At 44.4% G+C, this 12,695-nt stretch carries 12 protein-coding genes; all 12 read left to right on the top strand.

Features of this window, described 5'->3' with window-relative positions; translation table 11 throughout:
- Window positions 1-75 precede the first annotated feature (75 nt).
- The 12 genes from BN7444_RS00760 (at window position 76) to BN7444_RS00705 (ending at window position 12,579) form a co-directional block, all read left to right on the top strand.
- Complete coding sequence (locus BN7444_RS00760) at window positions 76-1,422, top strand: DUF3798 domain-containing protein (protein WP_068454414.1); 1,347 nt, start codon at window positions 76-78, stop codon at window positions 1,420-1,422.
- A 71-nt stretch (window positions 1,423-1,493) separates the two neighbouring features.
- On the top strand, window positions 1,494-3,089 hold the full coding sequence (locus tag BN7444_RS00755; RefSeq protein ID WP_218016001.1) for a sugar ABC transporter ATP-binding protein: 1,596 nt from the start codon (window positions 1,494-1,496) through the stop codon (window positions 3,087-3,089).
- Window positions 3,082-4,152: an ABC transporter permease subunit gene (locus BN7444_RS00750; RefSeq protein ID WP_068454412.1), complete on the top strand. Its 1,071-nt coding sequence runs from the start codon at window positions 3,082-3,084 to the stop codon at window positions 4,150-4,152. The genes BN7444_RS00755 and BN7444_RS00750 overlap by 8 nt, the downstream gene beginning before the upstream one ends.
- A complete protein-coding gene (locus tag BN7444_RS00745; RefSeq protein WP_068454409.1) occupies window positions 4,145-5,296 on the top strand; it encodes an ABC transporter permease subunit in 1,152 nt (383 codons plus the stop codon). Before BN7444_RS00750 ends, BN7444_RS00745 begins: the two co-directional genes overlap by 8 nt.
- A 126-nt stretch (window positions 5,297-5,422) precedes the next feature.
- On the top strand, window positions 5,423-6,178 hold the full coding sequence (locus tag BN7444_RS00740) for a formate/nitrite transporter family protein (protein ID WP_068454406.1): 756 nt from the start codon (window positions 5,423-5,425) through the stop codon (window positions 6,176-6,178).
- A 174-nt stretch (window positions 6,179-6,352) separates the two neighbouring features.
- Complete coding sequence (locus BN7444_RS00735; protein ID WP_068454403.1) at window positions 6,353-7,006, top strand: response regulator transcription factor; 654 nt, start codon at window positions 6,353-6,355, stop codon at window positions 7,004-7,006.
- Window positions 6,994-7,599: a sensor histidine kinase gene (locus BN7444_RS00730; protein ID WP_245654170.1), complete on the top strand. Its 606-nt coding sequence runs from the start codon at window positions 6,994-6,996 to the stop codon at window positions 7,597-7,599. Before BN7444_RS00735 ends, BN7444_RS00730 begins: the two co-directional genes overlap by 13 nt.
- Window positions 7,600-7,848: 249 nt before the next feature.
- Window positions 7,849-8,748: an ABC transporter ATP-binding protein gene (locus BN7444_RS00725; RefSeq protein WP_068454401.1), complete on the top strand. Its 900-nt coding sequence runs from the start codon at window positions 7,849-7,851 to the stop codon at window positions 8,746-8,748.
- A gap of 98 nt (window positions 8,749-8,846) precedes the next feature.
- Window positions 8,847-9,587: an ABC transporter permease gene (locus BN7444_RS00720; protein ID WP_245654169.1), complete on the top strand. Its 741-nt coding sequence runs from the start codon at window positions 8,847-8,849 to the stop codon at window positions 9,585-9,587.
- Window positions 9,588-9,724: 137 nt separating this feature from the next.
- A complete protein-coding gene (locus BN7444_RS09585) occupies window positions 9,725-10,144 on the top strand; it encodes an FtsX-like permease family protein (protein WP_068454395.1) in 420 nt (139 codons plus the stop codon).
- A 204-nt stretch (window positions 10,145-10,348) separates the two neighbouring features.
- Entirely contained in the window at window positions 10,349-11,227 is an 879-nt protein-coding gene (locus BN7444_RS00710) for a radical SAM protein (RefSeq protein WP_068454392.1), read from the top strand.
- A complete protein-coding gene (locus BN7444_RS00705) occupies window positions 11,227-12,579 on the top strand; it encodes an aminotransferase class I/II-fold pyridoxal phosphate-dependent enzyme (protein WP_068454390.1) in 1,353 nt (450 codons plus the stop codon). The genes BN7444_RS00710 and BN7444_RS00705 overlap by 1 nt, the downstream gene beginning before the upstream one ends.
- The last annotated feature ends 116 nt before the right edge of the window (window positions 12,580-12,695 follow it).

Below are 12,695 nucleotides of genomic sequence, written 5' to 3'. Positions count from 1 at the left end.
GTGAACTAGAATGTTAGCAACTTAAGAAATCGCTTAAGGGAAGCCAAATTACATAGGAATATAGGAGAGATGACTATGAAACTAGGAAAAAGACGTTTTTTGTCCATGGCTCTCGTAGCCATGATGCTGTTGGTCTTCACCGCGGCTTGTACTAAAGTCGACACGGCCAACAACTCCGGAAACAGCGGCAATGCCGATGCACCGAAAGAACCGACCAAGGCAAAATTCGAAACCTTGAAAGACGACGACACGATCCATATTGGTATCGTCACCGGTACCGTTTCTCAAGCGGAAGACGAATTCCGTGCGGCTCAAGACGCCGTTAAGAAATACGGAAACGCCGACGAAGGCGGCATGATTCGCCACGACACCTATCCCGACCGTTTCGAAGCGGAACAAGAAACCACCATTTCCAAAATCGTCGCCATGGCAGACGACCCGGATATGCGTGCAGTTATCGTCAACCAATCGGTTCCCGGCACCTCGGCTGCATTCCAACAAATTCGCGCCAAACGTCCGGACATTATCTTAGTTAACCTGGTTGCACAAGAAGATACGGTTATGGCTGAAAACTCTGCAGACTTAGTTCTGGATGCCGACAACGTCAGCCGCGGCTACCGCATCATTAAAGCAGCAAAAGACATGGGCGCAACGAAGTTTGCTCACATCACCTTCCCTCGCCACATGTCCATCGAGCTCTTAGCTCTGCGTCGCGCCATTATGGAAGAAGCTTGCAAGGACTTAGGACTTGAATTTATTTCCTTAAACGCTCCCGACCCGACCACCGACATCGGAGTTCCCGGCGCACAACAATACGTTGCAGAAAACATTCAACCTTGGATCGACAAATACGGCAAGGACACAGCGTTCTTCTGTACCAATGACGCTCACACCGAACCCTTGTTAAGAGGGGTTGCAGCAGGCGGCGCCATCTTCGTCGAACAAGACTTACCTTCCCCCATCATGGGCTATCCGAAAGCATTCTCCGTCGATATCCAAGACAAGGCAGGGGACTGGAAGGCCATCAACGAAGAAGTTGAAAAAGCCGTCGTTGCAGCAGGCGGATCCGGCCGCATGGGTACCTGGGCTTACTCTTTAGGTTACTCCCTCACCTTAGGTGCCGTTGACTTAGTACAAGAAGTATTACACGGCAAGATGGAATTAACCAATATCGATAACGTCATCGACTGCATTGACAACTACACAGAAGGTGCAAAGTGGATGGGTACGAACTACATCGACCGCGCTTCCGGCGAAAAGAAAGAAAACCACATTCTTCTCGCACAAGACACCTACGTCTACGGTAAGGGCTACCTGGGCATGGACAAGGTCGAAGTACCTGAAAAATACATGACCATGAACATCGACTTAGACGCCATCAAGCAAGATCAAGAACAAGCTGAAGGCGAAACCGGCGAATAATCTTAACAACCAAATGCATCGGAAATAAACCAGCGATTTTCGTTGGTTTATTTCCTATTAGGAGGTAAATTTTGACAGAGAACATGATGGAGGTTCGACATGTCGAAAAGCGCTTCGGCGAAAACGTCGTTTTAAAAGACGTCAGCTTTGAGCTGAAGCCCGGGGAAATCCTCGGGCTCGTCGGCGAAAACGGCGCAGGCAAATCGACCCTAATGAATATTATCTTCGGCATGGAAGTCATCCGGGACACCGGCGGCTTCGACGGAGAAATTTTATTGAACGGCGAGCCCATCGATTTCAAATCACCCATCGACGCCCTGGATGCGGGCATCGGCATGGTGCACCAGGAATTTAACTTGATTCCGGGCTTTACGGCGGCGGAAAACACCACCTTTAATATGGAACGCACCAAGAAATCGGTCCTCTCTACTATTTTCGGAAAGAAATACAACACCATCGACACGGATGCGAATATCGCCCTGTCCGGCAACTCCCTGGATACCTTGGGCATCGCCATCGATCCGACGGGCATGGTTTCAGAAATGCCCGTAGGCCATAAACAATTTATCGAAATCGCCCGGGAAATCACCCGTGAGGATGTGAAGCTCATTATAATGGACGAGCCCACCGCCGTATTGACGGAAACCGAAGCGGATCAACTGATGAAAGCACTGAAGCGTCTGTCGGATATGGGGATCGCCATTATCTTTATCACTCACCGCTTGAGAGAAATTCTGGCTATTTGCGATTCCATCGTGGTACTGCGTGACGGCGAAATCGTCGAGCGCAGAAAGAACGAAGGCTTGAGCATCGATCAAATCGCCGCTTGGATGGTGGGCCGCGAAAACGGCATTCGCCCCGAAGCGAAAGACCCGAACCGCAAAATTTCCGACGAAGTGGCGTTAAGCATTCGCAATCTGGCCGTGGATATGCCCGGTGAACAGGTTTACGATGTGAATCTTGACGTCTACGAAGGGGAAATTTTAGGTATTGCCGGCCTTGCCGGTCAAGGCAAGCTGGGCATCGCCAACGGCATCTTGGGCACTTATCCGGCGACGGGCTCTGTGGAGTTTCAAGGAAAGCCCCTGCCCTTGGGCAATACCAAAAAAATATTGGGAAGCAAAATTGCTTTCGTGTCCGAAGACCGCCGCGGCGTGGGCCTTTTACTGGAAGAGCCTATTTACTGGAATATCTCCTTTAACGCCATGCAGGTTCAAGACAAATTTATTAAGCGAGTCCTCGGCATGCGCTTCCGCGACGAAGCGGAAATGAAACGTGTATCCGACGAGTACATCGAATCCTTGGCTATTCGCACCACGGGCAGCCACCAAAAGGCAGGCAACCTTTCCGGCGGCAACCAACAAAAAGTATGCTTAGCCAAGGCCCTGTGTATGGATCCCGAGCTTTTATTCGTTTCCGAACCGACTCGAGGCATCGACATCGGCGCCAAAGAATTGGTTTTGAACTCCCTTGAAAAAATCAACAGGGAAGAAGAAACGACCATCGTCATGATTTCATCGGAACTGGAAGAGTTGCGCAGCATTTGCGACCGCATCGCCGTTATTTGCGAAGGACGCATTGCGGGCATTCTGCCTGCCACGACGGATGCCAGCCAATTCGGCTTGTTAATGAGTGGTGAGAAAGTAGAGGTGGATACCCATGAATAAATCTTTTATTGAACGAATCGGGCTGCCTCGGCTGATTATCGCCCTCTTCCTTTTCGCATTATTTGCAGCGGCACCGGCCGCAGGCGTTTCCCTGGGCGACTCCATCGAAAACGTCTTAGCACGCTTCGGCATGTTTTCAATCTTGGTTCTCAGCCTGATTCCCATGGTACAATCGGGCTGCGGTTTGAACTTCGGCTTGCCCATCGGCGTCGTCGCCGGGATTTTAGGCGGCGTCACCAGTATCGAATTCGGCCTCACCGGATTCACCGGCATTTTTGTCGGTATGCTCCTGGGCGCCCTCGTGGCCGTCGTCTTCGGATGGGGCTACGGCGCACTCCTAAACAAAATTAAAGGCGACGAAATGTTAATCGCCACCTATGTCGGCTACTCCTTTACGGCTTTTATGTGCATGGCCTATTTGGTCTTGCCCTATAAAAACCCCGTATCCGTATTAAGCTACGGCGGCCACGGTTTGTCGCAACAAATCCCCGTCGCCGCATACTGGATGCGCAACACCGTCGACGCTACCGGGACCAAAATGTCTACCGGTATTTTGACGGACTTCTTAAGCTTCCGTATCGCCGGCGTTCGCATTCCCGTGGGCATGTATTTGATCTTCGCCATCCTGGCAGTGGCCGTGTGGGCATTCTTCCGCACGAAGACCGGTACCGCCATGACCGCCGTGGGATCCAATCCCGAATACGCCAAGGCGGGCGGCATTCACATTAATCGTATGCGCTTGCTCTCGGTTATTTTATCCACCGTCATCGCCGCCGTAGGGATTATCGTCTATCAACAATCCTACGGATTTATTCAGCTCTATCAATCGCCTTTGGCCTTTACCTTCCAAACGGTAGCTGCCCTCTTAATCGGCGGTGCCAGTATCAACAAGGCGACCATTCCCAACGTCATCATCGGAACCTTCTTGTTCCAAGGCATCATTACCTTGACCCCGACGGTCATTAACGGCGCCATTAACATTGACGTATCGGAAGTTCTCAGATTGATCGTCACCAACGGTATGATCGTCTACGCATTGACCAGGAGGAATCACAATGAATAAATCCTTGAAATCAAAGCTGTCGCGATCCGCAGTACCGATTCTGTTCATCATCATCATCGCTATCGGCTTATGGATCGCCAAACCGCCCTTGGGCTATGTTACGTCGGAAATCGGCAAGCGTATGGTGCGAAACACCTTCCTCGTCCTTTCCCTGATCATCCCCATTATTGCCGGCATGGGCATTAACTTCGGGATCCCCCTGGGCGCCATGAGTGGCCAAATCGGTTTGATCTTCGCCCAAGACTGGGGCATTACGGGACCGGCGGGCATTCTTGTCGCCGTCTTAATCGGCACGCCCATCGCCATTTTGCTCGGTAAATTTTCCGGTCACGTTCTGAATCGTGCTCGTGGCCGCGAAATGATTACATCCATGATGCTCGCCTTCTTTATGCTGGGTGTGTACATGCTGTTCTTGCTCTATCTGTGCGGGTCCGTGGTACCCATGCACAATGCGTCTATGATTCTGTCGAAGGGCTACGGCATTAAAAACTCCATCACCTTGGACACGGCCCACGCCATCGACAACATCCTGCTCTATAGAATCAACTTGCCCATTACGTCGAAGCACGCCATTAACTTCGACATTCCCGTGGTCACCATTATTATCATCGCCCTGCTCTGCGTCTTTATCGTCTGGTTCAAAAAGACCAAGCTGGGCCACGATATGAAGGCCGTCGGGATGGACCAAGTGATTTCCGGCAATGCCGGCATTTACTCCGACAAAGTGCGGGTAAAATCCATTGTCATCTCCACCGTTCTCGCATGCTACGGTCAGATTATCTATCTGCAAAACATCGGCACCCTGGCCACTTATGCCGGCCAAGACCAAGCGGCCCTTTACGCGGCGGCTTCTATTCTCGTCGGCGGCGCCAGCGTCATGCGGGCCACGATTCCCAACGCCATCCTCGGGACCATGTTGTTCCACTTAATGTTTATTATCCTGCCTCAAGCGGGCCGGATCTTAACGGGCGATGCCATGATGGGCGAATACTTCCGTACCTTCATCTCCTACGGCGTCGTCACCTTGGCATTGATTATGCACGCTTACAACCGCATTAAACAAGCGGAAGAAGCGCGTCACGAAACCAGGCGAGATCTCCCCACGCAGGGCGATAAGCCTGCCGGCGAATCGGCTCCATCGTAAAAAAAATTAATACTCGCTTCGGCGAGAGAAAAGGGCGCTATGTGCGCTCTTTTTTTACACAGAATGGGCGAATCTTGGTACAATAAGAGGAGTTTAAAGCGGATTACGAAAGGGCGGGAGGTGCCTATGTTTCATAAAGAAGTAGAGCAGGTGGCGCAAGCGGCAGCGGGGAAGGTGCGATTTTTAAAGACAAATCCCGGGGGCTATTTCATCGCCTCCATGATGGCGGGGGTATTTATCGGCTTTGGCGTTTTGTTTGCCTTTACCATCGCTTCCTTCAGCGATCTCTCCCTGACCAAGCTCGTGATGGGGATGTCCTTCGCCTGCGCGTTGAGCTTCGTGGTCATGGCGGGGGCGGAGCTTTTCACCGGGAATAATTTCGTCATGGCCATGGGCGTGATGAAAAAGACCGTATCGGCAGAGGAGATGCTGAAGCTTTGGCTCATTTGCTTCTTAGGCAATTGGGCGGGCGGCATTTTTCTCGCCTGGGTCTTTTCTCACACCGGCCTCGCAAACGACGCTTTTCTTCAGGCCATTGCCGCCGCGGCGGCTGCCAAGGTGAGCGTGCCCTTCGTCCCTTTGCTTTTGCGTGGCGCCCTGTGTAATATGCTGGTCTGCCTCGCCGTGTGGTGCTCCATGAAAATGAAGTCCGAGACGGGCAAGCTGATCATGATCTTCTGGGCCCTGTCTCTGTTCTTTACCGTAGGCTTCGAACACTCCGTCGCCAATATGACTTTGCTCACCTTGGATGCTCTCGCCCCGCACACGACCATGACCGCAGGGGCTTATATGTATAATCTCGCCACCGTCACCTTGGGAAATATGTTAGGCGGCGTGTTTCTCGTGGCACTGCCTTACGCTCTCATGGGCAAAAAAGAATAACATGTCTTCTTCAGATGAAAGATGACAGGAAAACAAAGCGGTTTTAGATCCTTTTAATGAAAGATTTAATCCTATAATATTTAATCGGCATGAAGGTGTTTATCTTCGTGTCGATTTTTTAAGAGTTCGATATAAAATTTATAATAATGGACGTGGAATACGGTGGTAAAAGGTATGAAAAAGATACTAATAATCGAGGATGATAAAAATTTAAATAAAGGTCTCTCAATCGCGTTGAATAAAGACTATGAGGTTTTCTCTGTAAGCACAATGAGTGAAGCCAAAACTTTTATTGATGATGCCGATTTGGTTTTACTTGATATGAATTTGCCGGATGGAGATGGACTTGAAATAATAAAATATACGAGACAAGGTTCATCAATTCCTATAATAGTTTTATCAGCCATAGATCTGGAAGCATATATAATTTCAGCCATAAATTTAGGGGCAGACGACTATCTAACAAAACCTTTTTCTTTAGGAATATTAGAAGCAAAGATAAAAAGAGCTTTTGAAAAAATAGTGTCTTGTGATTTAAATCTTTATAAGAACAAGGGTCTAGATTTTAATTTCAATGAAAATATTTTCTATGTAGATAATAAAAACATAGATTTTACAAGGACAGAGACAAAACTGTTGTACCATCTAATAAAAAATAAGTCTCAAGTTATAACTAAGGAATTGTTATTTGATTTTGTTTGGGGAATAGATGATGAATTTATTGATCAAAATACATTGAGTGTCAATATTTCCAGAATCAGAAATAAATTAAAACCCTATGATCCTATAGATACAGTCTTTGGAGTTGGATATAAATGGCAGTTTTAGTAGGTATTCTAGTAATTATAATTGGAATTCTTGTATTTAAATACATCGTCTTGAGAAATGAAATGCGTGAATTTTCAGCTTATATTGATAAGGCTTTAGATGGAGATTTAGAAATTACTGAATTTGATGAAAAGGAATTATCTAAAATAAAATCAAAGCTCATTAAGTTTTTGTATGCCAGCCAAGTAAAAGAAGCGAAAATAAATACAGAAAAAAGTAAAACAAGAGATTTAATAGCAGATATATCACACCAAACCAAGACACCCATTACCAACCTTTCTTTATACATTAGTCTTTTAGAAGATGATCCGAAAGATGAGTATCTTGAAATTATAAAGTATGAACTTAATAAACTAGAATTTTTAATTCAAAACCTAGTAAAATCTTCTAGGCTAGAATCCGATATTATTTCCTTACAAAAACATCAAGCAAATTTAAAAGAAATAGTAGAAGATGTTTTGGGAGAATTTAAAGTAATATTAGATGAAAAATGTATAAGCATAAATTTAAAAAACGAAGACTTAATTTTTAATTTGGACGAAAGATGGCTCAAATCCCCTAGGGGAAAGGTGTTTTACACAGAATTGAAGTAAAGAGCAATTTCTGAAGTAAAAGGGAAAAGTTAAAATAGGATTATAGTATTAATTTTTCTTGAACAAGGGATTCAAAGAATAAGTGATGTAGTATTTTCAATGACTAAAAATTATATAGCAAAGATAATAAAGAATATTCACAAAAGTTAGCTGAAACATCTTAGAAAAGCTCTTATAATTATATTGAAAGTAGGAGATATAATATCATTATATAGGATTCCTCATGAAATTATAGAAAGGAATGATCAAATGAGCGAATATATATTAGAAACTAAAAATTTAGTAAAAAATTTCGGAAATTTTACAGCGATAGATAATGTTAATTTAAAAGTAAAAAAACAATCTATTTATGGTTTAATAGGAGATAATGGAGCCGGAAAATCAACTATTATGAGGATGATATCTGGATTATCTAATAAGAGTAGTGGGAATATAGAGCTATTTGGTAACAATGTTAAAAAAAATTCTAGTTATTTTAGTAAAGTAGGCAACTTAATAGAAACGCCAGCATTATATATGCAGCTAACAGCTTATGACAATTTGAAATTAAAATGCTTATCTTATGATATAGAAAATGAAGTGTATATAAAAGAAATACTTAAAATAGTTGGGCTGGAAAATTGTTATGATAAACAAGTTAAGAGCTTCTCTTTAGGAATGAAACAAAGACTTGGTATTGCAATGGCACTTATAGGATCTCCTGAAATTATTATTTTAGACGAGCCAATTAATGGACTTGATCCCCAAGGAATAGTCGATATTAGAAATATGTTAAAAGAAATTAATAAAAAATATGGCATTACCATAATTATATCAAGCCATATATTAGAAGAGTTATCTAAAATCGCAACAGATTTTGGAGTAATTTCAAAAGGGAAGTTATTAGCTGAGTTTACAATAGAAGACTTGCATAAAAAATGTAGATCAAGGATAGAGATAATAACCAACAATACAAATGAAGTATCAAAAATTTTAAATAAACATGGATATGAAAACGAGATTATAAATAGTAGAAAAGTTATATTAAATGATTACTTTGATAAAATAAGTCTAATAAACTCTTTGTTAGTAAATTGTGGTATAGAAATAAGTTCAATTTCTGTAAAAGAAATGAGTTTTGAAGATTATTATATGGAGATATTAAGATGAGTAGAGCAATAAAATTAGAGTTATATAGACTACGAAAAAACAAATATCCATGGATAATTTTAATTCTTAGTAGTCTTATGATAATTGGATCTGTGTATATGACAAAAGTTGATTATCATTACTATATTAATGATAAAGCAGCACTAGAAAACTTGAAAATAAATTTCACACAGATAAATTGGGGGATTTATGTTGGAAGTGTGATTCCAGATTGGTTAGATTTAGGCTATATACCTATAACTGAATTATTTATGAGAAATATTCAAAGTAAAATTTTATTGATGTTTCAAACAGTTTTTATTGTGATGTATATAGGAGATGAACTTAAATCTAGTTTTCTAAAAAATATTAATCAAGTTTTTCCAAAAAAAATAGAGCTAACTTTAGGAAAAGTAGCAATAATATGTGTATACACATTAGCTATATTTATTACTAGTTTTATTATTATGTCATTATCATTTTACTTTATGGAAGGATATTTGAAATTCACAGAAATAGGAATATTCATAAAATATATACTCACAGAATACCTATTATATATAACCTATAGTATTATAATAATGTTTTTAGCGTATTTGATAAGAAATTCTGCCGTTACACTTATTATTGGTCTCCTTGAGTCAGCTGGAATATTACAAATAATTGATACAATATTTCATCAAATATCTGGAAATTTATCATTTTCAATTATGAATTATCTTATATCAGGAAACATAGTATTACTATCAATTGATAGCAGTGATTCTATTTATTTAAGAGTGACATTATTATCGATTATTTATTTGATTATTATGATAATATTGAATACCATGATTCTTAGCAAAAGAGATATTTATTAAAATGATTACTATTTTGGAAAATAAATTAGCTTATTAAACTAGGTATACTTGATAGATAGGATTCTAAGTTATTAAAATCTTTTGAAAATGAACCAGGATTTTCCTACGATTCAAGAGACCTTCAGATTAAATCTACAATGGAATTCAAAAACCTAATAGAATTTTCTGGCTACAGTTTATCTATAGTATTATTCTTAATATCTGTACTGAATTTTATTAACGTTATTGCTACTGAAATACTACGAAACATGGTGAACTTATCAATCCTTGAAGCAATTGGAATGACTAAGAAAAACATCAAAAAATATTTGGTGAAAAAGAATTTGATTTATTCTTTTTGTGGCTTATTATTTTCTTTCATCATTATGCTTCTTGTCGATCAATATATCTTGATAGATTTTATGGAACAGACGAAGTGGACATCCTTTAGATTCGTGATTAGACCTCTTATTCTTGTGAACTTTGCGAATATAATCATTGGAATAATATTTACTTGTAAGTTTTATGAAAAGCATAGTCAAAACACTCTTGTAAGTAGAATTAAAAGTTTAGAATAGAAACATTCATGTTGTGTTAGCAAGAAAAAAGGCTATGAGCATTCAAGTTCACAGCCTTTTCTCTTGCCATCTAAGGATTCTCTACACTGGTTCTTATAAGACTTGCATTTAGTGAGCCGCTCGGCCGCTTTTTTCAATCCTGCGGTGCTTTTCATGGTATAGTGAATGGAAGCACAGAATAGTTGAAACGGAAAGGAAAGTATCATGCACTATACGGGACAAACATTTCGTCCGCCCAGCGAGGCTTACAACCCTTTGCTGGAGGTGACGGTAGGATGTTCTCATAATCAATGCACCTATTGCGCCATGTACAAGGACGTGTCCTTCAGAAAGTCGCCGAAGGAACAAATTTTGGCGGATCTGCGGGAGCTTTCCGCCTATGCCGACCGCATCGACCGAATTTTTCTAGTAAACGGCGATCCCTTTGTTTTGGACGCGGGGTATCTGCTGGAAATCGCCGGCTGGATCCACGAGTATCTGCCTCATGTGGATACCATTACCTGTTACGCCTCTATCTATAATTTGAAAAACAAGTCCCTAGAGGACTTAAAGCGCTTGAGAGCGGCCGGCTACAATCAGCTTTACATCGGCATCGAAACCGCCCACGATCCCACCTTGAAGCGCATAAAAAAAGGCTGCACTCAAGAAGACGAGTATCGGGAGTTGGCCAAGCTGGAAGAGGCGGGGATGGACTGGATCTGCATGGTGATGGCGGGCATCGCCGGCAAGGAAGACAGCTTCACCCACGCCGAGGAGACGGCGGCTCTTTTAAACAAGCACCGGCCTCGAAGCGTGGCGCCGCTGACGACGACGGTCCACCCCAACACGGAGCTGGCCGAGGAAGTGCGGCGAGGGGAGTTCGTGCCCTTGACGGAGGGGGATATTTTGCTCGAGGAGATTCACCTTCTGGAGCATTTGGATTTACACCCTAAGGCTCTTTTCTTCGGCATTCACGCCTACAATGCGGCGCCGGTTATCGGTCGTTTTTCCGAAAAGGAAGAGATACTCGCAAAGCTTAGGGCGGCATACGAGGGAATGAGCGACGAGGAAAGGAATATGCGCCGTCAGCGCTACGGTTATTGATGATGCGTTATTTATACGAACGACTGAAGACTTTTCGCGGCGGCGCCAATTTCGCCATGCCGGGACACAAGGGGCGGGTGGCCTTCGATTTCGATTTGTCCGACGATTGGACGGAAGTCACCGGGGCGGACAATCTTTTAAATCCGGAAGATGTCATCGCCTCGACCCAAGAGGAAATCGCCGCAGCCTACGGCGTGGATAAAAGCGTCCTGATTCCCGCGGGCTCCACCACCGGCGTGAAGCTCGCCCTCTATCTCGCCGCCGAGCCCGGCGACAAAATTTTAATTCAGCGCAACTCCCATCTCTCCCTCTTCCACGCCGCCGTGGAATTGGGCCTGGAGTTGGTTTATCTGCCCGCGCCCGTGGACGAGGCGACGGGTCTGTTCGCAGGCGTGGATCCGGCTGATGTGGAAGATGCCTTGGCGGCGGATCCCGCCATCGCCGCCGTGTTTTTGACGAGCCCCGATTATTTCGGCGGCGGGCTGAAGCTGAAAGAAATCGCAGACATCGTCCACGAAAGAAAAAAGGCGCTGATCGTCGACGAAGCCCACGGCGCCCATTGGGCCTTTACGCCCCTCGCCCCTTACAGCGCCGTGACTTGTGCCGAATACACGGTGCAGTCTCTGCACAAGACCATGGCGGCACTGACGGGAGCGGCCCTCTTGCATATCAACGGCGATGTGGATGAGCGGAAGCTGTTAAAGGGCATGGGGCTTTTTCTCTCCACCTCGCCTTCCTATCTTCTCATGCTGTCGTCGGAATACGCCGTGGCGGCGGGGAAGGCCTTCGATTGGGAGAAGCTTCTTTCCTACAGAAAGCATTTGGAGGAAAGCTTGCCGAAGATCGACGTGGTGAAGGAGCGGGGGGATCTCATCTGCTGTGCCGATCCCATGAAGTTTCTCTTTCACCTGCCCGGCTACCGAGGCGACGAAGTGGTAACTCTTTTGGCCGAGAAGGGCATTTATTTGGAAATGGGCGACGCCTATTACGCCCTGGCCATACTCTCGCCCTACAATAGTGAAGAAGACGTGGAGCGCTTGATCCACACACTGAACGCTCTTCCGGTTAGAGAAGAAGACATGGCTCCCCCGAATGGCGCCTATCCGAAGACGGAGGCGGTCTTGAGCCTTCGAGAGGCCTTTTTTAAGGAGACGGAGCGGCTGCCCCTTCGTGATGCGAAGGATCGTGTGGCGGCGGAAAATTTAACGCCCTATCCGCCGGGAATTCCCATCGTCACCTACGGCGAAAGGATTACGGAAGAAGTGATTCGGGCCGTGGAAGAAAGCAAGAACGCCATGGGCTCGGATAAGGGCATGGTCTCGGTAATTAAAGAGAGCGACGTCCGAAGGTAGAATGCGCGATTAAAAAAGCATAAAAAGAAAGCGAGCAGAACGCTCGCTTCAGATTGCAGACAAATGCCGAAGTCCAAAGGGGCTTCGGCATTTTCATATAAAAAGGCTCATGTTCG

Origin of the sequence: Peptoniphilus pacaensis, assembly GCF_900088125.1 — a bacterium.
Lineage (GTDB): Bacteria > Bacillota > Clostridia > Tissierellales > Peptoniphilaceae > Aedoeadaptatus > Aedoeadaptatus pacaensis.
Note: the sequence above shows the minus strand (reverse complement) of the source record. Positions and strands in the feature narration are given on the sequence as shown.

Bases quoted from the DNA above. Each gene is read 5' to 3' on its own strand.
- BN7444_RS00760 (WP_068454414.1), top strand. From the start codon at position 76: ATGAAACTAGGAAAAAGACGTTTTTTGTCCATGGCTCTCGTAGCCATG.
- BN7444_RS00750 (WP_068454412.1), top strand. From the start codon at position 3,082: ATGAATAAATCTTTTATTGAACGAATCGGGCTGCCTCGGCTGATTATC.
- BN7444_RS00745 (WP_068454409.1), top strand. From the start codon at position 4,145: ATGAATAAATCCTTGAAATCAAAGCTGTCGCGATCCGCAGTACCGATT.
- BN7444_RS00740 (WP_068454406.1), top strand. From the start codon at position 5,423: ATGTTTCATAAAGAAGTAGAGCAGGTGGCGCAAGCGGCAGCGGGGAAG.
- BN7444_RS00735 (WP_068454403.1), top strand. From the start codon at position 6,353: ATGAAAAAGATACTAATAATCGAGGATGATAAAAATTTAAATAAAGGT.
- BN7444_RS00730 (WP_245654170.1), top strand. From the start codon at position 6,994: ATGGCAGTTTTAGTAGGTATTCTAGTAATTATAATTGGAATTCTTGTA.
- BN7444_RS00725 (WP_068454401.1), top strand. From the start codon at position 7,849: ATGAGCGAATATATATTAGAAACTAAAAATTTAGTAAAAAATTTCGGA.
- BN7444_RS00720 (WP_245654169.1), top strand. From the start codon at position 8,847: ATGACAAAAGTTGATTATCATTACTATATTAATGATAAAGCAGCACTA.
- BN7444_RS09585 (WP_068454395.1), top strand. From the start codon at position 9,725: ATGGAATTCAAAAACCTAATAGAATTTTCTGGCTACAGTTTATCTATA.
- BN7444_RS00710 (WP_068454392.1), top strand. From the start codon at position 10,349: ATGCACTATACGGGACAAACATTTCGTCCGCCCAGCGAGGCTTACAAC.
- BN7444_RS00705 (WP_068454390.1), top strand. From the start codon at position 11,227: ATGATGCGTTATTTATACGAACGACTGAAGACTTTTCGCGGCGGCGCC.